Annotated in this window: 16 protein-coding genes; 6 read left to right on the forward strand and 10 right to left on the reverse strand. The window is 63.9% G+C overall.

Features of this window, described 5'->3' with window-relative positions; genetic code table 11:
- Positions 1–398 precede the first annotated feature (398 nt).
- Together AC6I99_RS07220 and AC6I99_RS07225 are read left to right on the forward strand one after the other, a co-directional pair.
- Positions 399–1,070, forward strand: coding sequence for a hypothetical protein (locus AC6I99_RS07220; RefSeq protein WP_497945560.1), 672 nt, complete (start codon positions 399–401; stop codon positions 1,068–1,070).
- The gene (locus AC6I99_RS07225) at positions 1,067–2,362 is read left to right on the forward strand and encodes an Ig-like domain-containing protein (RefSeq protein WP_497945559.1); all 1,296 of its coding nucleotides are present in this window, start codon (positions 1,067–1,069) and stop codon (positions 2,360–2,362) included. The genes AC6I99_RS07220 and AC6I99_RS07225 overlap by 4 nt, the downstream gene beginning before the upstream one ends.
- 7 nt (positions 2,363–2,369) lie before the next feature.
- Here AC6I99_RS07225 and AC6I99_RS07230 read toward each other — a convergent pair whose 3' ends face one another.
- Positions 2,370–3,170, reverse strand: a complete 801-nt coding sequence (locus tag AC6I99_RS07230; RefSeq protein WP_224091904.1) for a purine-nucleoside phosphorylase — start codon at positions 3,168–3,170, stop codon at positions 2,370–2,372.
- Positions 3,171–3,298: 128 nt separating this feature from the next.
- Here AC6I99_RS07230 and AC6I99_RS07235 point away from each other — a divergent pair, with 128 nt between their 5' ends.
- The gene (locus AC6I99_RS07235; protein WP_224091906.1) at positions 3,299–4,708 is read left to right on the forward strand and encodes an NAD(P)H-quinone dehydrogenase; all 1,410 of its coding nucleotides are present in this window, start codon (positions 3,299–3,301) and stop codon (positions 4,706–4,708) included.
- A gap of 28 nt (positions 4,709–4,736) precedes the next feature.
- Here the strand turns inward: AC6I99_RS07235 and AC6I99_RS07240 are convergent, their stop codons facing one another.
- The 4 genes from AC6I99_RS07240 to AC6I99_RS07255 form a co-directional block, all read right to left on the reverse strand.
- Positions 4,737–5,486, reverse strand: a complete 750-nt coding sequence (locus AC6I99_RS07240) for an MBL fold metallo-hydrolase (protein WP_497945558.1) — start codon at positions 5,484–5,486, stop codon at positions 4,737–4,739.
- A 104-nt stretch (positions 5,487–5,590) separates the two neighbouring features.
- Positions 5,591–7,156: an FAD-dependent oxidoreductase gene (locus tag AC6I99_RS07245; protein ID WP_497945557.1), complete on the reverse strand. Its 1,566-nt coding sequence runs from the start codon at positions 7,154–7,156 to the stop codon at positions 5,591–5,593.
- Entirely contained in the window at positions 7,153–9,399 is a 2,247-nt protein-coding gene (locus AC6I99_RS07250; RefSeq protein WP_497945556.1) for a molybdopterin oxidoreductase family protein, read from the reverse strand. The genes AC6I99_RS07245 and AC6I99_RS07250 overlap by 4 nt, the downstream gene beginning before the upstream one ends.
- Positions 9,400–10,812, reverse strand: a complete 1,413-nt coding sequence (locus AC6I99_RS07255; protein WP_224091923.1) for an MFS transporter — start codon at positions 10,810–10,812, stop codon at positions 9,400–9,402.
- A 293-nt stretch (positions 10,813–11,105) separates the two neighbouring features.
- Between AC6I99_RS07255 and AC6I99_RS07260 the strand changes: the two genes are divergently transcribed.
- The gene (locus AC6I99_RS07260; protein WP_497945555.1) at positions 11,106–12,515 is read left to right on the forward strand and encodes an MFS transporter; all 1,410 of its coding nucleotides are present in this window, start codon (positions 11,106–11,108) and stop codon (positions 12,513–12,515) included.
- Positions 12,516–12,598: 83 nt separating this feature from the next.
- On the opposite strand, the gene AC6I99_RS07265 is transcribed toward AC6I99_RS07260, so the two are convergent.
- The gene (locus AC6I99_RS07265) at positions 12,599–14,470 is read right to left on the reverse strand and encodes an acetyl/propionyl/methylcrotonyl-CoA carboxylase subunit alpha (RefSeq protein WP_224091928.1); all 1,872 of its coding nucleotides are present in this window, start codon (positions 14,468–14,470) and stop codon (positions 12,599–12,601) included.
- Positions 14,471–14,530: 60 nt separating this feature from the next.
- The gene (locus AC6I99_RS07270; RefSeq protein WP_224166883.1) at positions 14,531–15,187 is read right to left on the reverse strand and encodes a Maf family protein; all 657 of its coding nucleotides are present in this window, start codon (positions 15,185–15,187) and stop codon (positions 14,531–14,533) included.
- 155 nt (positions 15,188–15,342) lie between these two features.
- Here AC6I99_RS07270 and AC6I99_RS07275 point away from each other — a divergent pair, with 155 nt between their 5' ends.
- Positions 15,343–16,005, forward strand: a complete 663-nt coding sequence (locus tag AC6I99_RS07275; protein ID WP_497945554.1) for an HAD family hydrolase — start codon at positions 15,343–15,345, stop codon at positions 16,003–16,005.
- A 166-nt stretch (positions 16,006–16,171) separates the two neighbouring features.
- On the opposite strand, the gene AC6I99_RS07280 is transcribed toward AC6I99_RS07275, so the two are convergent.
- Positions 16,172–18,697, reverse strand: a complete 2,526-nt coding sequence (locus AC6I99_RS07280; protein WP_497945553.1) for an MMPL family transporter — start codon at positions 18,695–18,697, stop codon at positions 16,172–16,174.
- Position 18,698: 1 nt separating this feature from the next.
- Complete coding sequence (locus AC6I99_RS07285; RefSeq protein WP_497945550.1) at positions 18,699–19,418, reverse strand: TetR/AcrR family transcriptional regulator; 720 nt, start codon at positions 19,416–19,418, stop codon at positions 18,699–18,701.
- A gap of 98 nt (positions 19,419–19,516) precedes the next feature.
- On the opposite strand from AC6I99_RS07285, the gene AC6I99_RS07290 reads away from it, so the two are divergent.
- On the forward strand, positions 19,517–20,881 hold the full coding sequence (locus AC6I99_RS07290) for an HNH endonuclease (protein WP_497945548.1): 1,365 nt from the start codon (positions 19,517–19,519) through the stop codon (positions 20,879–20,881).
- 39 nt (positions 20,882–20,920) lie between these two features.
- Here the strand turns inward: AC6I99_RS07290 and AC6I99_RS07295 are convergent, their stop codons facing one another.
- Positions 20,921–21,373 (reverse strand): YbjQ family protein, encoded by a 453-nt coding sequence (locus AC6I99_RS07295; protein WP_224166887.1) that lies wholly within the window; start codon positions 21,371–21,373, stop codon positions 20,921–20,923.
- Between the last annotated feature and the right edge of the window lie 93 nt (positions 21,374–21,466).

The following is a 21,466-nucleotide window of genomic DNA, read 5'->3' on the forward strand; positions in this document are numbered from 1 at the left end:
GCGATCCCTTATGGGGTTCTCGCCGCGGTGGTTCCAGTACGTCGACTTACCGGAACGACTCCCACGCTAAACACGTGTGAGGGGTCAAATCAAACAACATTTCACGGCCTTAAATCACTTGTCAGACATATGTGTGCAAGCGTTTACATTCTCCAATGCGCGCGCGTGCCACAACCCAGCGCCTCGATCAAATATGTCGAAATAAAACTGACTTATTCTGAGAATTAACTGTGCGTTTACGCGGGGTCCGTTTGACTTGACGCCCCGCATTTCCTGGCTTATGCGGCAGTCCCCAGCGGGAAACTCCTTCTAAAAGTCCAATCGGTGGACGTAAAATGTGGTAGCGATTCCGGCGCACCCCTCCGAGCCGGACCCCGCCTGGTGTGAGCTGGTGCAGCATGTGTGAGTTACCAAAGCGGCGTTGGCGGTCCTCCCTGACTCCACTGCGGCTGGTCCTCGCCATCCTTGCGTTGGCAGCGATCGTGGCAGGCTGGCTGGTTCCGGATCTTTTATCCGCCGTCCCCATCGGGGCAGGCCTGTTGACCCTGGCCGTTGCCGTCCTCATGCCCGCCATCCGGGAAATCGAACTGGGGGCTTCCCCCAGCATCAAACTCGCGCCCGCCCTCAAAGACCGCGAAGACGAGCTCCGCAGCGTCTTCGAACGGCAGAGGGGGGACATGGAGTACTGTGCCCACTTGCTCTGCGACAACCCGGAAACGGCACGCCGCTTGCTGGAGGCGGCGTGGTCCCAGTCCACCAATGCGTGGAAGGGGCCGGTGACGCCCCAGTTGCGCGTCTACACGCTGTGCGTCTTCGTGGAGCTGCTGAAGAAGCACGAACATTGGCTGCAGAGTCGTGCCGGCCAGACTAAGAAGCCTAAGGCCGGCAAGTCTCCCTTGGCGCGGTTGCCGTACGACGAGAGGGTCGCCGTCGTGCTTCATGTCTTCGCGAACCTGACCGTTGGCGAGATTGCGGGGATGACTGATCGTCCCGCCCTGGAAGTGGGCAAGTCCTTGGCGGCCGCCGAAGAGAAAACCAACCGCCTGGCGTTGGAAGAAGGCCGGCCGTGAGGGACGCCCTGCGGGAGCGGTTGTTGTCCGAGGCTGCGCTTCATGCGCAGACCCACCCGGCCGATCTGGACCGGGCGTTGGGCGAAGGCATGTCCACGATCCGGCGAAGGCTGGTGCGAACCTGGGTGGTGGTGATCGTGGCCGCGGTGCTCGTGGCGGCCGGGCTGGTGGCTGTCCGCGTGCTCCTTGACAGGCAACCAGCAGTGCTGGAATCCATCGCGGTGAGCGCTCCGGCGAGCTCGCTCCAACCCGGGGCCATTCTTCAGTTGTCCGCGGAAGCGACCTACAGCGACGGCACGCGGCGCCCGTTACAGGATGGCGTCGAGTGGGCCTCGGACAACCTCGCGGTGGCCGAAACCACAGCCGATGGCCAGGCGACGGCGGTCGCGCCGGGTGTCGCTGGCCTGACTGCGACGGTCGACGGCGTCTCCGGACGCTTCGAGCTCAAGGTCACCACGCCGGGAACGGCCTCGCTCACGGCCCTGCGCATCACTCCTGGTGACGCTGAAACAAATCCTGGAGGCAAGGTACCGCTCGTCGCCGAGGGAACGTACAGCGATGGGTCACTCGGAAGGCTCAACGTCACAGCTATTTGGGGGTCCCGTGATCCTGGCATTGCGACCGTGGACGGCGACGGCCTGGTCACCGCCGCAGCTCCGGGCACGGCCATCATCTCCGCATCGCAGGATGGGTTCGAAGCCACCGCACGCATCACCGTCAACCCGGCACCGCCGGCCAAGCTCTCCGGCCTGGCGATTGAGCCCGCCGAACTCACGATCAAACAAGGGCAGACGCACCAAATGACCGCAGTAGCCTCGTACACGGACGGGTCCACCAAACCCGAGTCCAACGTGACCTGGTCCACCAGCAACCCGAAGATCGCAACAATCTCCGCCTCCGGACTCCTGACCGCGCAGGGCATAGGGCAAGTGCTCATCGAAGCCAAGCACGTGGACGCGGATGGCAAGGAATGGAAAGCGCAATCGAAGGTGACCGTGGAGCATGCGGTGATTCGCGTCGTCGTGGGTCCTGCTGGCCCGCACGCACTCGAGCCCGGCGCCACTGTCCAACTGACCGCCACCGTCACGTACAGCGACGGCAAACCCGGGAAGCCGGTCATTGCATGGGCGTCAAGCCGCCCGGTCATCGCCACCGTCAGCAATGGGTTGGTTCGGGGAGGCCCCGTGCAAGGTCAGGTGACCATCACGGCCACGGTGGAAGGCGTGTCCAGCAACGGGGTGGTGGTCAGCGTTGGTCCCACGCTTCCGACCCAGGGGCCGGTAAAGGGCTAGCGCTGCCTTAGAGCTTCGCGATGATCTCCGCCAGCAGCGTGGAAATACGCTTGCCCGCCGCTTGGCCGGCTTCGAGGACCTCGGCGTGGCTCAGCGGAACCGGGCTGATGCCCGCGGCAAGGTTGGTGACCAGCGAGATGCCGAAGACCTCCATGCCTGCATGGCGTCCGGCGATGGCTTCCAACGCCGTGGACATCCCCACGAGGTCAGCGCCGATGCGCTTGGCGTACTGGACCTCGGCAGGCGTCTCGTAGTGGGGGCCGCTGAACTGGGCGTAGACACCCTCCTGCAATGAAGGATCCACCTCGCGGGCCAGCTGCCGGACACGTGAGGAGTAGAGGTCCGTGAGGTCCACGAACGTGGCGCCCTCAAGCGGGGACGTAGCGGTCAGGTTGATGTGGTCGCTGATGAGAACAGGCGTGCCCGGGGTCCACTCCTCGTTGAGGCCACCGCAGCCATTGGTGAGGACCAGCGTCTTGCAGCCCGCGGCTGCGGCGGTGCGCACGCCATGGACCACGGACCGGACACCCTTGCCTTCGTAATAGTGCGTCCTGGCTCCGAGGACCAGGGCGCGCTTTCCTTCCTTGGTCAGGACGGAGCGGATGGTTCCCACATGGCCCACAACGGAAGGCTGATGGAAACCGGGAACCTCCGAGGCATTCAAGGTGGCGGTGGTTTCGCCAATGAGATCGGCAGCTTCGGCCCAGCCGGAACCGAGCACCAAGGCTACGTCGTGGGACTCTACGCCGGTCTCGGCGGCGATGAAGTCCGCCGCGGCCCGGGCAGCTTCGAAGGGGTCTGTGTTCATCAGCTCAGTGTTACTCACTGGTACAAGCTACCTTGCGTGTGCGGCAATTTGGTAGGGACCCGTCCGCGCCGGCGGGTGAGGCTTGGCTGACTGGCAGCCTGCCGTGCAATGAGCGAGAATTGAGGATTGTGACCACCCAAGTTGACTTCAGTTCCCCCCGTATCGCGATTCTGGGAGGTGGTCCCGGAGGATATGAAGCCGCCATGGTGGCCGCGTCCCTTGGCGCAAAAGTCACCATCATCGAGCGGGCAGGCCTTGGCGGCTCCGCCGTGCTGACCGACGTCGTGCCTTCCAAAACCCTTATCGCCACCGCCGACCTCATGACCCGCGTCGGTGAAGCGGACGAGTTGGGCGTCAAATTCGACGGTGACGGTGGCGGCTCCAAGCCCCGCGCCGACCTGAAGCACATCAACGATCGCGTCCTGGATCTGGCCCGTGGACAGTCCCACGACATCCGCACGGGGCTGGAGCGCCTCGGCGTTGAGATTGTGATCGGTTCCGGCAAGTTGCTGGACAACAACACCATCGAGGTGCTGACCCTTGAAGGCGTCCGGACCATCGACGCCGATGCCATCCTGCTGGCCGTAGGCGCGCACCCGCGCGAGCTCCCTACCGCCAAGCCCGACGGCGAACGCATCCTCAACTGGGCCCAGATCTACAACCTCGACGAATTGCCCGAGGAACTGATCGTGGTGGGCTCCGGTGTCACCGGCGCGGAATTCGCCTCTGCCTACAACGGCCTCGGTTCCAAGGTCACGCTGATTTCCAGCCGCGACCAGGTCCTCCCCGGTGAGGACACGGACGCTGCCAAACTGCTGGAAGGCGTGTTCGAGCGCAGGGGCGTACGCGTGTTGTCCCGGTCGCGCGCCAACGCAGTTGAACGGACGGACGACGGCGTGAAGGTCACCCTGGGTGACGGATCGGTGGTTACGGGCTCGCACTGCCTGGTGTGCGTTGGTTCCATCCCCAACACAGCGGGAATCGGGCTTGAGGAAGCCGGGGTGACTTTGACGGAGTCCGGGCACATCAAGGTGGATGGTGTTTCGCGCACCACTGCCCCCAACATCTACGCTGCCGGAGACTGCACCGGCGTGTTCGCGTTGGCCTCCGTCGCTGCCATGCAGGGCCGCATCGCGGTTGCCCACTTCATGGGTGATGGCGTGAAGCCGCTCAAGCTCAACCAGGTGGCGTCCAACATCTTCACCTCCCCGGAAATCGCGTCCGTGGGCGTGTCCGAGGCCGACCTCGCCTCCGGCAAGTACCAGGGCGATGTCGTGATGCTCTCGCTGCTCAGCAACGCCCGCGCCAAGATGCGCAACACCAAGGATGGCTTCGTCAAGATCATCGCCCGCAAGGGTTCCGGCACTGTGATCGGTGGCGTGGTGGTTGGCCCCAACGCTTCCGAGCTCATCTTCCCGATCTCCGTGGCCGTCACGCAGAAACTGCACGTGGACGACGTCGCCAGTGCTTTCACGGTGTACCCGTCACTGACAGGGTCCATCTCGGAGGCAGCGCGGCGCTTGCACGTGCACATGTAGCTGCAAGCCCCTTGGGCGTTCTGTGTTCTTAGGTGCGCAGGGCGGCGACGGCTTCCGCCAAGGACATGCGCAGCGCTGGGCCGTGCCCCGGCAGGATCACATTGGCTTGGATCTTACCCAATGAGCGTGCCGCTGCGAGGGCGGTCTCCGGATTCGAGTGGTACATCCGGTGCAGCATCTGTGGGCCGGACTTCGAACTGATCGGGTGGCCACTGGCAAATGTGTCACCTACGGCGATGGCCTGCGCCCCGGGGATCAGTAGGGCAACGTTGCCTGGGGTGTGACCGGGCAAGAGGATCGCTTCCGGCTGGCCAGGCAGGCTCCGGAGCCTGTCCTCATCCCATGCCTCGGCACGCGTTGCGGGCTCGGCTTGGAGGGCTTTCGCTTGGATGACATGGAGCAGCCAGCGGAAAACACGTGGCCGCCACGCCCGTGCCAGCACCTGGCCGATGGTGACCTGATGCTTTTCCTTGCCCTGCACGTGGGCCAATTCCTCGGGGGAACACAGGATGGGCGTGCCGAACGTCCTGGAGAAGTACGCAGCCGAGCCCGTGTGGTCCACGTGGCCGTGCGTGATGAGCATGGCTTTGGCATCAGCAGGCTCAAGCCCGAGCCCGGTGATCGATTCGAGGACCAGGTCCCTATCGGCAGGGTATCCGCCGTCGATCAGTAGGAAGGCGGACCTGTCCGCGGAGGCCGGGGCATCCCGGAGAATGACCCAGTTGGACGCAGGTCCTTCAACAAAGTGGACGCCGGGCGCGGGTTCGGAGATCTTCACCCCGAAAGTCTAGAAGCCCCGGCAACGAATACGCGGGAAGTATGCGTGCACGCAGGGAAACTTCCCACGAACCCGCAGCTTTCCCGCGAAACCGAGCGAGCTACTCAGGCGGCAGCCGCTTGGAAATGTTTTTCGATGAGCCCCTTGATGTCCTCGTGGCATCCTCCGCAGCCTGTGCCGGCGCGGGTGGCCTTGGAGACCTCGCCCACAGTGCTGCAACCTTCCAACACGGAATCCTCGATGCTGGCGGCACTGACCCCGGCACAACGGCACACCGTGCGCTGGGGATCGTTGCTGGTGGCGCTGCCGGAACCCAACTGGTCAGGGCCGTCCAGGCGAAGCAGCAGGGAACGGTCCGCCGGTAGCTCTGAGGAACGTTCGAAAAGGACGACGAGCTCTGCAGCGGTCCGCGGCATGCCCACGGCTACCAAACCCTCCAACACGCCGCCACGGGTGGTCATCTTGACGTAGCGGCCGTGCTCGGGATCGGCCCACTGGGAGATTTGGCGGCGTGCCCGGCCGGATGCGGCCCCGGCTTCAAGCAGCTCTTCGTCCCACGGATCGGCCTGGTTGTCGCCGGCAAGGGCAAGGTTGATGCCCCGCGCCTTCAGGACCACAACGCCCGGCTTTTCCGTTGGCAGGGCTTCCAGCGCATCCGCGGCTTCCTGGCCGTCTTGTGCCAGGACCACCAAATATTCAGCCAGCCACTCGGCCTGACGCCAGCCCGGGCCTATCAAGCCGGAGGGGCCGGTGGCCGTCCGGCAATCAAGGCAGGAAGCGTCAAGGCAGCGGACCTCTGCACAATCGCCGATCGCGAACATGTGCGGCTCGTGGTACGTGCGGAGATGGTGGTCCACCAGGATCCCAGCGCCGGTCGGAAGGCCACAGCCTTCAGCCAGCTCGATCCGCGGGCGGACTCCACAGGAGAGGACCAGCAGGTCGCCGTCGATCGCCGAGCCGTCTTCCAGCAGCAGCGCAGAGAAGCTTCCGCCGGGGCCAGCGGTTTCCACGCCGGTAGACCTGGCATTGCCGGCCATCCGGACGCCGCCCGCACGAAGGCTGCTCGTCAGGACGGAACCGCTGCCGCGGTCAATGCTGCGGCCCAAAGGGAAGGGGCCGTTATGGACCACCGTTGCCTGGGCGCCTTCCTCCGCGGCGGCGAGGGCGGTTTCCAGGCCAAGGACGCCACCACCCAGGACCACGACGCGCTTGCCGCCGGCCACAGCTTCGCGGAGCACCGCGGCATCGCGAAGATCGCGCAGGGCAGTGACACCTGCCGGAAGCACGGGGCCAGAAGGATCGGGGTTCAACCCGGTGAGGTTGGGAATGACGGGCCGGGAGCCGGTGGCAAACACCAGACGGTCGTAGTGTTCATTGGTGCCGTCGGAGAGAATCACCTGCTGGCGTGCGCGGTCAATCCTCTTGACCTTGACACCCAACCGCACGTCAACGCCGTCGGCCTCCAGTTCAACAGCGTCGGCCATGGCCAGGGCTTCAGGAGTGGTCCGTCCGACGCCGAGTTCTGCAACCATGACACGGTTGTAAGCGGCCTCAGCTTCCTGTCCGACCACCAGAAGTTGCACGAGTCCTGTACGGACCGCGGGAAGCAGTTCGTCCACCAGTCGCGCAGCAACCGGACCGAATCCAACAACAACAATGCGCTCGCTCATGATGCCTCCTTGGCGTGCAGGGGCAGCCCGGATCCGGCAGGCACAGCGACTGGAGCCGCTGACACTGTGGTGGACGCTGCCCGCCGGACCCATACCCGGCTGGTCTTGAACTCCGGCATGCCGGAAATGGGATCGGTGACCGCCTCCGTGAGGCGGTTGGCGTTTTCCTGGCCCGGGAAATGGAACGGCAGGAACACAGTGTCCGGGCGGACCGAATTGCTAAGCTCCGCCCGGCACAGGACCTCGCCGCGCTGGTTGGTCACGGTTGCGTAATCGCCGTCGGCAATGCCACGCGCCGCGGCCGTGCCAGGGTGAATCAGGAGTTTGGCCTGTGGCTGGGAAGCCAGCAGCTCGCTCACGCGGCGGGTCTGGGCGCCGGACTGGTAGTGCTCCAGGAGGCGGCCAGTGGCGAGTGCCAGGGAGTCGTCCGCAAACGAACGTACAGCACGCTTGGAAGGGGTAACCGGGACCATCACGGCGCGGCCATCGGCATGGGCGAATCCGTCAGTGAAGAGGCGCGGCGTTCCCTGGCTGCCCACGGGGTACGGCCAGTAGGCAGCCTCGCCGCGATCCAGCATGTCGTAGTCGATACCGGAGTAATCAGCCAGACCGCCAGCCGAGGCCAAGCGCAGTTCCTCGAACACTGTCTCGGGGTCGTCACTGAACGTGGAGGGTGCTTCCAGCATCCCGGCGAGCCGGGACATGAGCCACAGTTCGTTGCGAACACCCGGGGGAGGGGTGAGTGCCCGGCGGCGGCGGATCACGCGGCCCTCGAGGTTGGTCAGCGTGCCCTCTTCCTCGGCCCACTGGGTGACGGGGAGAACGAGGTCGGCTTCAACGGCCGTCTCGGACATGAAGAAGTCGCACACCACCAGGAAGTCCAGGCTGCGAAGTCCCTGGGTCACCGCGTTGGTATCCGGCGCCGAAACCACAACGTTGGCGCCATGCACGAAAAGGCAACGGACGCCGTCGGGCTGTCCCAGGGACTTAAGAAGCTCGACGGCGGGCAAGCCGGCTCCCGGGATCAGTGACTCGTCGACGCCCCAGACCTTGGCGACGTGGGCGCGTGCGGCGGGGTCGGTGATCTTGCGGTAGCCGGGGAGTTGATCGGCCTTCTGGCCGTGCTCGCGGCCACCCTGGCCGTTGCCTTGGCCGGTCAGCGTGCCGTAGCCGCTGCGGGCCGAGCCCGGCAGGCCAAGGAGCAGGCTGAGGTTGATGGCTGCGGTTGCGGTGTCAGTTCCATCGACGTGCTGTTCCACTCCACGGCCGCTGAGGATATAGCTCCCGCCGTTGCGGGCGCCCTGGGCCAGACGCCGGGCGGTTTCGCGGATGAGGGTGGCCGGGACGCCGGTGATGGACTGGACGCGCTCGGGCCAGAAGGCGTTGAGGCTGCGAACCACGGCGGCATAGCCCTTGGTGTTTGCCTCGATATAGCTCGTGTCAGCCAGGCCTTCGTGGACCACAACGTGGCTGATGCCCAAAAGGAGGGCCAAATCTGTGCCGGGCGTTGGCTGCAAATGGATGCCCCCGCCGTCGCCCGTGAACGCTGCCGTCGCCGAACGGCGCGGATCCACCACGATCAGCCCACCGGCGTCGCGCGCGCCCTGAAGGTGCTGGACGAACGGAGGCATGGTCTCGGCGACGTTGGAGCCGAGCATGAGGATCACGGAAGCGGAGTCCAGATCAGTGACGGGGAAGGGGAGGCCGCGGTCAACGCCGAAGGCGCGGTTGCCTGCCGCTGCCGCCGAAGACATGCAGAAGCGGCCGTTGTAATCGATGCGTGAGGTGCGCAGTGCCAGCCGGGCGAACTTGCCCAGCATGTACGCCTTCTCGTTGGTGAGGCCGCCGCCACCGAAAACTCCGACGGCGTCGTTTCCGTACTGCTTCTGGGTGTCCTTCACAGCAGCGGTGACAAGCATGAGGGCCTGGTCCCACGAAATCGGCCGGTGGACGCCGTCGGATCCTTTGAGCATTGGTTCGGTGACGCGGCCGTTGTGACGCAACAACGACGCCGATGTCCAGCCTTTGCGGCACAGCCCGCCCCGGTTGGTGGGGAAGTCGCGCCCTGAAACTTCCAGGGGCACGGCAACTTCACCGCGCATCGCGGGTGTGGCAGGGCTTGCCGGTGCTGCCTCGGACGAGGACGCCGGCGCTGGGCCGCCGGCTGCCGAAGCAGCCGGGGCCAGCGTCATGGCGCACTGGAGCGCGCAGTACGGGCAGTGGGTATCGGCGCCGTTGGGCATCTAGATGTGTCCGATCGTGTTGCGCTTCTGGGCGGGGCGGATGTAGCAGGCCCAGCAGACGGTGAGCATCAGGACGTAGGCTCCAACGAATCCGTAGAACGCCGGGGTGTAAGAGCCGCTTGCTGTGTTCGATGCGTTCAGCACCTGGGGGATCACGAATCCGCCGTAGGCACCGATCGCCGAGATCAGGCCCAGTGAGGAGGAAGCCAACCGTGCCGTGGTGGTGCTCGGGGCACCTGCGCGGGCTGCCCGGCTGGAGGTCGCGAAGATCACCGGGATCATGCGGTACGTTGCACCGTTACCGAATCCGCTGGCTACGAAGAGCAGCAGGAACAGGGTCAGGAAGAGCCAGAAGTTCTTCAGCGGAAGGGTCCAGATCATGGTCAACGTGATGACGGCCATTGAAGCGAACGAGGTAATGGTCATCCGGGCGCCGCCCATGCGGTCTGCCATGCGTCCGCCGTAGGGGCGGGCCAGGGAACCGACCAGCGGGCCGAGGAATGCCAGGGACAAGGCCACCGCACCGACGTGGATGGAGGAGAAATCGGGGAAGTAGTCCTTGATCAGTTTCGGGAAGACGCCGGCGAAGCCGATGAAGGAACCGAACGTGCCGATGTAAAGGAACGCCATGATCCACAGGTGCGGTTCTTTGAGGGCCGCAACGGATCCGGCCACGTCACCCTTGGCGCTGGTGAGGTTGTTCATGTACTTCCAGGCACCGAAGGCCGCGATCAGGATCAGCGGGATCCAGATGATGCCGGCCATGGGGAGGTTGACCGTTCCAGCTGCAAGCAGGGTGATGGCGATGGGAACCACAAGCTGGGCGATGGCGGCACCCAGGTTTCCGCCCGCGGCGTTCAGCCCGAGGGCCCAGCCCTTTTCGCGTGCCGGGTAGAAGAAGGTGATGTTGGCCATCGAGCTGGCGAAGTTGCCTCCGCCGAAGCCAGCGAGGGCTGCAACCAGGAGCATGACACCGAACGGAGTTTCCGGATTGGAAACACAGATCGCCAAGCCGCTGGCGGGAATCAGGAGGAGCAGTGCCGAGACGATGGTCCAGTTGCGGCCACCGAACTTAGGCACCATGAAGGTGTAGGGGATTCGCAGCGTGGCGCCTACGAGGCTGGGGATGGAGATGAGCCAGAAGATCTGGTTGGTGTCGAACTTGAATCCTGCTGCGGGGAGCTGGACGACAACGATCGACCAGAGCTGCCATACGACAAAGCCGAGGAATTCGGCGAAGATCGACCAGTACAGATTGCGCTTGGCGATGGACCGGCCTTCGGCTTCCCACTGGCCCTTGTCCTCGGCATCCCAGTTGGCGATCCAGCGCCCGGGGCGGTGTTCAAGGGTGGGAACGGCGGTAGCAGTGGACTGGGTGGGGGCCAGTTCTTCTGCAGTGCGGTCAACAGTCACGGAGTGCCTCCTTTGGGGGACGTTGTTCTTCCAAGGTAGGTTTCACGCGTTTCGCGGACCGTCGCCCTTTGTAAACGTGCTGTGACATTTCCCTATCGGCGGGGTCACCAGCGCGTGAGGCAATGGTGAGGTAGTGTGGCCCGGACCACAGTGTGAGACTTTTCGACTAGTCCGCATAGTGGACTTAGTTGTCCAGTCAATGGACTGCGGGAACTATTATTGAACTCTCGAATAATCCTTCGCCGGGCAGGCTCCCAGGGCCATCGGCCGGTGTGAACGAAAGCTGCTACTACATGTCTTCGACTGCTACGTCCAAGGAAGGCGAGTACACCAAGCCAGTGAACTCGCGGGGCAAAGTGATCTTCGCCAGCCTGATCGGCACGACGATCGAGTTCTACGACTTCTACGCCTATGCCACTGCGTCAGTGCTCGTCTTCCCCAAGCTCTTCTTCCCCGACGCCACTGACATCAATGCGCTGCTCAGTGCGTTCGCCATCTTCGGTGTTGCCTTCTTCGCCCGTCCCATCGGCGCCGTCGTCTTTGGCCACTTTGGTGACAAGATCGGCCGCAAGGGCACCCTGGTTGCCTCGCTGTTGACCATGGGTATCGCAACGTTCCTGATCGGACTCCTGCCCACGGCATCCATGCAGGGGTGGGCGATCCTGGCCCCGATCATGTTGGTAATCCTGCGCTTCTTCCAGGGCCTGGCTTTGGGTGGTGAATGGTCCGGTGCAGCTTTGCTGGCAACCGAGAATGCCCCCGAGGGCAAGCGTGCCATCTATGGAACGTTCCCGCAGCTGGGTGCCCCTATTGGCTTCATCATCGCCAACGTGATCTTCATCTGGATGAACGTTGCCCTGTCGGCCGAAGAATTCCTCGCTTGGGGTTGGCGTGTTCCGTTCATCCTTAGCGCAGTCCTGGTCATCGTGGGCCTCTACGTTCGCCTGAAGCTGGTGGAGAGCGTGTCCTTCACCAAGGTGATCGAACAGGAAAAGGTCCAGAAGCTGCCCCTCGCCGCGACCCTCAAGAGCCACTGGCGTCCGGTCCTGGCCGGCACTTTCATCATGTTCGCCACCTACGTGCTCTTCTACATCATGACCACGTTCACGCTGTCCTACGGCACCAAGCCAACCCTGGCCGGCGCCCAGGCCGCGGCCGAAAAGGCCGGCAAGCCCATGACGGCGGACCAGATTGCGGCGTTTGTTCCCGGTCTGGGCATCACCCGGTCCGACTTCCTCTGGATGCTGATCATCGGCGTCGTGTTCTTTGGTATCTTCACCGTGGTTTCCGGCCCTCTGGCCGAGAAATGGGGCCGCCGCAAGTTCCTGCTCGGCGTCACCGCCGGGATCTTCGGATTCGGTGCGCTGTGGTTCACCATGTTTGGCCCCGGCCAGGCAGCAGCCATGGTTGGCCTCATTGTGGGCTTCACCCTCATGGGCCTGACCTTCGGCCCCATGGCAGCCATCCTGCCCGAGCTGTTCCCGGCCAACGTCCGTTACACCGGTTCTGCTGTGGCGTACAACCTGTCTTCCATGATCGGAGCGGCCCCCGCCTCGTTCGTCGCCATCGCTCTCTGGTCGGCAGCCAACGGCAGCACCTGGCTGGTGGGCGTGTACATGGCAATCGCCGCCATAGTCACTTTCGTGGCGCTCTGGTTCACTCGCGAAACCAAAGACATGGACTACGAGAACAACGTCGCCTGACCTTGGGGACATTAACGACGTCGGCCCCGCACCGGAAGGTGCGGGGCCGACGTCGTTAAGCTGGCTTAGTCCTCGATGCTCGCTTAGTCCTCAATCGTTGCGATGACAGCGCCTGCAGCGACCGTCTCACCGGCGCTGGCTGCGAGGCCACGAACTGTGCCGGACTTATGGGCCGTCAATGGCTGCTCCATCTTCATGGCTTCCAGGACAACGATCAGATCGCCCTCGGCCACGACGTCGCCGTCGGCAGCTGCGACCTTGACGATGGTGCCCTGCATCGGCGAGGTCAGCGCATCCCCGCCGGCGGCAGCGGCTGCAGCCCCTGCCGAGCGGGAACGCTTCTTGGACTTGCCCGATTTGGTGCCCGAGCCGCTGGAAACAGCGGCGACGCTGGCGCCCAAGCCGGACGGCAGAACGACCTCAAGCCGCTTGCCGCCAACCTCGACGACGACGCGCTGGCGCTCACCGGCGTCGGGCGTTTCCGCACCCGCGCCGCTGGCCGTCCACGCGGGGATGTTGTTGACGAACTCGGTCTCGATCCAGCGGGTGTGGACCTTGAACGGGCCATCTGCCGGTGCGAAGTCGGGATCGGTGACCACTGCCAGGTCGAAGGGGATGACGGTGGGAATGCCTTCCACCACCATCTCCTCAAGGGCACGGCGCGAGCGCTGGAGGGCTTGCTCGCGGGTGGCGCCGGTGACGATCAGCTTGGACAGCATGGAGTCGAAGTTTCCGCTGATGACGTCGCCCTGCTCAATGCCGGAGTCCACGCGGATGCCCGGGCCAGTGGGGTTCTTCAACGTGCTGACCGTGCCGGGCGCGGGCATGAAGTTGCGGCCAGGGTCTTCGCCGGTGATGCGGAACTCGAAGGAGTGGCCGCGGACCTCGGGGTCCTCGTAGCCAAGTACTTCGCCGCGCGCAATGCGGAATTGTTCGCGTACGAGGTCGATGCCCGTAACTTCCTCGGAAACACAATGCTCCACCTGGAGGCGGGTGTTGACCTCGAGGAAGGAGATGGTGCCGTCCTGGCCCACGAGGAACTCGCAAGTACCCGCGCCGAGGTAGTTGGCTTCTTTCAGTATGGCCTTGGAGGATTCGTAGAGCCGCTTGTTCTGCTCCTCGCTGAGGTACGGAGCCGGGGCTTCCTCGACGAGTTTCTGGTTGCGGCGTTGCAGTGAGCAGTCGCGGGTGGAGACGACGACGACGTTGCCGTATGCATCCGCCAGGCACTGCGTCTCGACGTGGCGCGGGGCGTCCAGGAAGCGCTCGATAAAGCACTCGCCGCGGCCGAAAGCTGCAATGGCCTCACGGACTGCGGATTCGTACAGCTCCGGAATTTCTTCCATGGTGCGGGCAACCTTGATGCCGCGTCCGCCACCGCCAAAAGCAGCCTTAATGGCGATGGGCAAGCCGAATTCCTCGGCAAACTTCAGGATCTCGTCCGCGTCCTGGACGGGGTCGGCGGTGCCGGGAACCAATGGGGCGCCCACCTTTTCGGCGATGTGGCGCGCCTGTACCTTGTCTCCCAAGGCAGAGATCGCCTCGGGGGAGGGGCCGATCCAGGTGATGCCGGCCTCGATCACTTTGGCAGCGAACTCTGCGTTTTCGGCGAGGAAACCGTACCCGGGGTGGATCCCATCAGCGCCCGCCTGCTTGGCGACGTCGATGATCTTGTCCATGACCAGATACGACTCAGCCGCGGTGTTGCCGCCAAGGGCATACGCTTCGTCGGCGAGGCGGACATGCAGGGCGTCACGGTCCGGGTCTGCGTAGACGGCTACGGAGGCGATGCCTTCGTCCCGGGCGGCTCGGATGATGCGGACCGCGATTTCGCCGCGGTTGGCAATCAAGACCTTGGTAAGAGGGCTGGAAATGGGCTGCGCCGGGTTAGCTGACAAGTTGTTGACTCCTTCTGTCCTTGAGGAGCCTAGCGTGATTGTGAGGGTTCCGCCCATATTGATGGGGGATTCCGTGTGTGAGGCGATGTTCCTTTGTAGGGTTGCTACAAATCGCTTCTACTGGTGCGCGTCCCACAGTTCGGTGATTCCAACGTTCGCGTGGACCAGCAGTTCGCGCAGGGTAGAGATGGAAAGCCCGACGACGGCGTGCGGGTCGCCGTCCACCTTGCGGATAAATGCGCCGCCCAGGCCGTCGATGGTGAACGAGCCCGCGCAGTGCAGCGGTTCTCCGGTGGCAATGTAGGCGTCGATGTCGTCCGCCGTCATCTCAACGAAGTGAACCTCGGCACTCGACACAGAGCCGACCGTCGCTCCCGTTCCGTCCGCGGGCTCGTTCTCGTCCACGTCGGCTGCGGTGTCCCGGCAATCAACAAGCCAGTGACCCGTGTGCAGCACACCCTTGGAGCCGCTCATGCGCAGCATCCGCTCGCGGGCGACCTCCGCCGTGTAGGGCTTGCCGTGGGACTCGCCGTCGAACTCGAAAACCGAATCGCAGCCGATCACCAGGGCGCCCTCGGCCTCGGGTAGCGCGGCCACGGCTTCAGCCTTTGCCCGGGCCAGCAGCAGCGCAGTGTCGTGCGCGTCCGTGACGCCGTAGTGCGCCTGCACCGCGTCCTCATCCACGTCCGAGACGAGGATGTCGTGCTGGATTCCCGCTTCCCTCAGCAACTTGGTGCGGGCAGGGGATTGCGAGGCAAGGATCAATCGGGTCACCGTCCCAGCCTAATACGTTGTTCTCTCACTTCCTGCCCGTTTTCTGCGGATGCTCGCTCACTTCCTGTCGGTTTTGGGGGGATGCTCGCTCACTTCCTGTCGGTTTTGGGGGGATGTTCTCTCACATCGCCTACGCTGGTCGAATGCTGCTGCTCGTGGACCTGGACAACACCTTGGTCGACAGGACTTCGGCTTTCGCTTACTGGGCTACGAATTTCGTGCGCTCGCTTGGCAGGCCGCATTCTGATGCAGCATGGCTTATCACTGCAGACCGGGATGGTTATGAGCCGAGGGGATCCTTGGCTCTTGCCATCAAACAGCGTTTTCGCATGGACCTTGGAATCGAAGCCCTGGTAGACACCTTGCTCTTTGAGCATGTGGAACTGATGACCATGGATCCGCGTACGCGCATCGCACTGAGGGAGGCGCGGGAGGCCGGCTGGAGGATTGGCATCGTCACGAATGGGGCCACGGCTCAGCAGACAAAGAAGATCGAACACCTAGGAATTGAACCCTACGTCGATTGCGTCGTGATTTCCGAGGCTGTTGGCATGAAGAAGCCTGATGCTGGGATTTTTCGGCTGGCGGCGCAGGAATTGGGTTGCGATCTGACTGATGGCTGGATGGTGGGAGATCATCCCATCGCCGATATCTCGGGTGGACGCGCGGCGCGATTAAAGACCGGTTGGGTCTCCCGCGGGCAGGAATGGCCCAACGACGTGCCGCCGCCGACCCTCACTCGCCGCACGGCTGCCGAGGTTATCAATGCTCTGATTCGGCTCGACGCCAGAAACGCCCGACGTCGGCTCCAAGGTTGAGCGCCGACGTCGGACGTTCTGCAGGATGTGAGAGAGGCACGGTCAGATTGGGGGTGGATGTGAGAGAGGGCCGGTCAGATTGGTGGTGGATGTGAGAGAGGGACGGTCAGATTGGGGGTGGATGTGAGAGAGGGCCGGTCAGATTGGTGGTGGATGTGAGCGAGGATCAGTGGACCAGTTCCTCGGAGCCGGCCGTGCGGCGGTCGCTCCGGTTCAGTTTGGCGCCTTCGACGTCCACATCCGGCAGGATGCGCTGCAACCACTTGGGCAGCCACCAGGCCTTCTCGCCAAGCAGGTACATGACGGCGGGAACGATTGTCATGCGGACGACGAACGCATCGATGAGCACACCGAACGCCATCGCGAAGCCCAACGGCCGCACCATGGTGAGGTGGCTGAAAATGAAGCCGGAGAACACACTGACCATGATGATCGCGGCTGCGGTGACGACTGCTGCGGCGTGGCTGAATCCGGTGCGAACGGCGTGTTTAGCGTTCTCACCATGCATAAAGGATTCACGCATGCCCGATGTTATGAACACCTGATAGTCCATCGCGAGGCCAAACAGCACGCCGATCAGGATGATCGGCAGGAAGCTCAGGACGGCGCCCGGGTTGGCGACGTCGAAAATTGCTCCCAACCAGCCCCATTGATAGACGGCCACGACGGCGCCGAATGCGGCGGCCAGTGACAAGAGGAACCCGCCGGTGGCGAGCAGAGGAACCACAATCGAGCGGAAGACGAGCAGCAACAGGATCAGCGAAAGTCCGACGACGATCGCCAAGTACGGCGGCAGTGCAGCCCCGAGCTTTGCGGAGACGTCGATGTTGCCGGCAGTCTGGCCGGTGAGGCCGATGCTGACGTCGAGGTTCTCGCGGATTTGAGTGCCCCTAGCCCGGATGTCGGAAACTACCTGGACTGTGCTGGCGCTGGCTGGGCCTTCTTTGGGAATGACCTGGAAGACGGCCGTGCGGCGATCTTCGCTCAGGGCCACAGGCACGGCCGCCGTGACGTTTTCCACGCTACGCAGCTGTTCCGCGACGTCGAACTGCTTGTTCTTGGCATCGGTTTCGCTGAGCCCCTCCGGGAATTCGGCGACGACGACGATCGGTCCGGTGACGCCTTCGCCGAAGCTGCTGCGCGTGAGGTCGTAGGCTTTGAAGGCTTGCGAATCGACTGGCTCGGATCCGCCGTCGGGAAGTGCCAGACGAAGCTGGGAAGCCGGCAGCGCCAGGGCGCCCAACAGAACCACGCTGGCTACAAGTGAAACCCAAGGATGCCGTGTGACCAAGCCGCCCCAGCCGCTGCTGCTGCGCTTCTCTTCCAGGGCCCGGTCCGCGGCTTCGTGGCCCGGCTCGGCATTGTGCTTCGCGGCCTTGGCCCATGCTCGCTTGGAGATGAGTTTGGGGCCGATCAAAGCCAGAACGGCGGGCGTCAAGGTCAAAGCAACGACGACGGCGACGGCAACTGTCGCTGCGGCGGCAACACCCATGACAGCCAGGAAGGGCAGCCCCGGGACCACGAGTGCCGCCAGCGCGATGATGACGGTGAGACCCGCGAACAGTACGGCGTTGCCTGATGTTCCGGTGGCGAGGGCTGCGGATTCCTCGCCGTCCATTCCGGCGAGGAGCTGGTTGCGGTGGCGGTTGACGATGAACAGGGAGTAGTCGATGCCGACTGCAAGCCCGAGCATCAGGGCAAGCATCGGGGAGATGGAGCTCATGTTGATCACGCCGGTTAGCGCGAATGTTCCGCCGACGCCCACCGCCACGCCGATGAGGGCCATGACGAGGGGCAGGCCGGCTGCGATGAGCGTGCCCAGCATGAGGATCAGAACGAGGGCTGCCACTGCGACACCGACGATCTCCGCCACTCCGAAGATCTGTGAGACGTCTTCGGTGATTTCCTTGCTGGCGTATGCCGTGACACCGGCCGAGGAGACGCCCTGAACAATGTCCTGAACTTGCTTGCGGACGGCGGGATCAACGGCATTGATGGAAGTCTTGAATTGGACCTGGGCGATGGCGGCCTTGTTGTCAGTGGACACGAAGCGCATGCCTTGGGAGGCCTCCAGTTGGCGCTTTCCCAAGGCCAACGCGGTGGCTCCGTCTGCTGCTTCCTTGGCACCGGCGTCGAGCTTTGCTTTGTTGGCGGCGAGTTCGGCACGCTGAGGCGCAAGTTGGGCCTCGATTTGTGCCGGCGTGAGGCCTGTTGCGGTCATCTGCTGTTCCGCACCGGCAAGCTGGGCTTCGCCCGCTTCCAGCTGGGCACGGGCTGCGTCCAGCTGGGTCTTGCCTTCGGCAGCCTTCGCTTCGCCATCGGCGATGTCGGCCGCGGCCTTGTCCAGCTGCTCCTGCGTGGTGAACGGATTCACCGTTCCCTGCACGTCCGGCATGGCTTCAAGCTTGGTGAGCGCAGTGGCAACGGCGTCCTTCTTGGCTTGGTCAAAACCGGAGTCGCCGGCGTCGAAGGCCACGCTCGCCGAGCCGCCGGACGCGTCGGGCAGGGCTTCTTTGAGTTTGTCGGCCATCCTCTGCGTTTCCGTGCCGGGGATGCTGAAGTTGTTGGACATGGTGCCGTGGAACGCGGCGGCCGAACCTCCCACGGCCAGGAGGACTGCCAGCCACAGCGAGATGACGAGCCAGCGGCGGCGGTAGGAAAACTTGCCGAGACGGTAGAGGAACGAGGCCATGTCAGAACCGATCTGTGGAGTAGGAGGATGATGCTTGTGCAGCTGACGCCGCTTGCGGAGTGGCTTCCGACGACGGCGCGAAGCCGGCTCCCAGCAGGCCCATGGCGTCGATGAGGTACTGGCGCAGAACCGCCAGCGATTCGGCCGATAGGTCAGGACCACGTTCGGCGAACCAAACTGTCATGGCTGCCTTGCCGCACGAGATGACGGATCCGGCCAGGGCATGCAGGTAGAGCTCGCTGGTGTCCGGGCCAAGCCTGCCGCGGGCGGCGTCGATAATCTGCCCCGTGCAGTACTCCCATGCTTCGAGTTCGGAACGGGCCAGGGAACGGTTCTCGTGGGTGAGGCTGAAGAGTTCGGCCATGGGTGCTACGGACATGGGGTCAGCGAGGGCCATCAGCGCGGCCTGTGCGGATTCGAGGATCGACTCGTCCGCTGGCCTCAGGCGGAATTGCTCGAGGGCGCGATCCATGAAGCCGTCGGCCACGGATGCGAGGGCAGCCTCGAGGCTCGAAAAGTAGTTGAAGAACGTGCGCCGCGAAACGCCAGCGCTGGCAGTGATGTCCTCGACCGTGAAATTGCCCGGGCCGCTGGTGCGCAAAAGGTCAAGGGCTGCGGTGGTGATGGAGGCCCGGGTTGCCGCCTTGTTGAGCTCGCGCCGTGAAGGTCCGGCGGGTTCGGCCGACTCCACGGTGCTCGGCTCGCTGCTGATGGAAGTCACATACTTACACTAAGTGCAAGTTTGCACTCTGCGCAATATTTCATCGGGCCTGCCGGTCTTTACTAATAATTGTCGTACCCCTTTGGGGGAGTTGAGGCATGGACAAGATGCAGGAGCAGCGCGGGAGTACAGTCGCGGCGCTCCCGCCTGTTCACCCGGGCAACGCTGTCCGGGCAGGCACGATTGCAAGTGACCTGATTGACCAACTGCGTGTGTTGGAGGACATGAAGTCCGCCATCTCCGGTCTGCAGGCCAGGATTGCCGTGGCCTTTGATCGGGCCGAGCGTCAGGCGCAGGCGGAGGCCGGCGTTCCCGCCTCGGAGCAGGGCAAGGGAGTGGCCGCGCAGGTGGCGTTGGCCAGGCGGGAGTCGCCGAACCGAGGATCCCGGTTGCTGGGCCTGGCAAAGGCTTTGCTGATTGAGATGCCACGCACCCTGGCTGCGGTGGAGGCTGGCCAGCTCAACGAGTGGCGGGCGACGCTGCTGGTAAAGGAAACAGCCTGCCTCTCCTCGGAAGACCGCTGCGCGGTCGACGAAGAACTCGCCGCCGACACCGGAACCTTCGACTGCGCCGGAGACCGCGCCATCATCGCTGCAGTCAAAGCAGCCGCTTACCGCCGTGACCCGCGTTCCGTCACCCAGCGCGCAGCCCGCGCAGCCACGGAGCGGCACGTCAGCCTGCGCCCTGCACCGGATACGATGACCTACCTCACCGCACTGCTGCCCGTAGCCCAAGGCGTTGCAGCTTACGCAGCCCTCAGCCAATTCGCTGACACTGCCAAATCCAGCGGAGATGACCGCTCCCGTGGGCAAGTCATGGCTGATACTTTGGTTGATCGGCTTACCGGTACCGCTGACGGCATTTCCAAGGTGGAGGTCCAGCTCATTATGACCGACCGCACCCTCTTCCAAGGCGACACTGAGCCCGCACGGCTCAAGAGATACGGGATTGTTCCTGCCGGCTGGGCGCGGTCACTCATCGAAGCAGGTGAGGGCGTGGCTACGGCCAGCGGGCAGGACCCTCGCGGGCAGACTTCTCAAGAACCGGGCATTGACGTGTGGCTTCGCAGGCTGTTCACAGCACCTGGTACCGGTGAACTTGTGTCGACGGACTCAAAGGCGCGCCTTTTCCCTGTCGGAATGCGGCGCTTCATCGAAGCAAGGGACAATACCTGCCGAACACCATATTGTGACGCGCCCATTCGGCATATCGACCACATCGTTCCGTGGCAAAATCGTGGACCAACCGATCTGGCCAACGGGGCTGGACTCTGCGAGCAGTGCAACCACACCAAGGAAAACCCCGGCTGGACGGCAAAGCCGCTGGCTGGGAAGCCCGGCATGCACACACTGGAAATCATTACGCCTACCGGACACAGATACCGGTCCAAGGCCCCGCCCCTGCCGGGGACGCGCGGGAACGGCGTTGGCAGTAAGGATCCCGATCTTGTTCGCCAGTCCTGACCTTCAAGGTAAGGATCTGCGAACAAGATCGAGTCAGGGTCAGAACTGGTGCGGAGGTGTGGGCTGCTGCTGCGGGGGAGCCGGGGGAGTGTTCTGCTGCGGCTGGGCGGCCTGTTGGCCTGCGTTCTTTGTCAGGTACACCGACTGTCCCGTGGCGCCGGGCTCGCCCTCGCCGAGCGGAAGTACGTAGACGGCCGTGCCATAGGCGCAGACTTCCGTCCAGTTGGTCCCCATTTCGGAGGTGTCGAAGCGCATGGCGACAATTGCGTTGGCGCCGCGCTGTTGTGCTTCGTTGACCATGCGGGCCATGACTTCCTGTCGGCTTTCGTAGAGCGCCCTGGTCATTTCAGGCAGCTCCCCGCCACCGAGGGAGCGGAAGCCAGCAAGCATCTGCGAGCCAATATCGCGCGAGCGGACGGTCAGGCCCATGACTTCGCCGAAGACGGCATCAATGCGGTGGCCGGGTATCTCATTGGAGGTGACGATCAACATGGACCCGAGCCTACCCAGAATTTCACCTTTAAACGGACAAATCCCCCGGGGATTCCCGGGGGATTTGTCCGTGAGGCGGTGATGAACCGGCCA

The sequence above is a fragment of the Arthrobacter sp. TmtSoilC77 genome, from assembly GCF_059739415.1.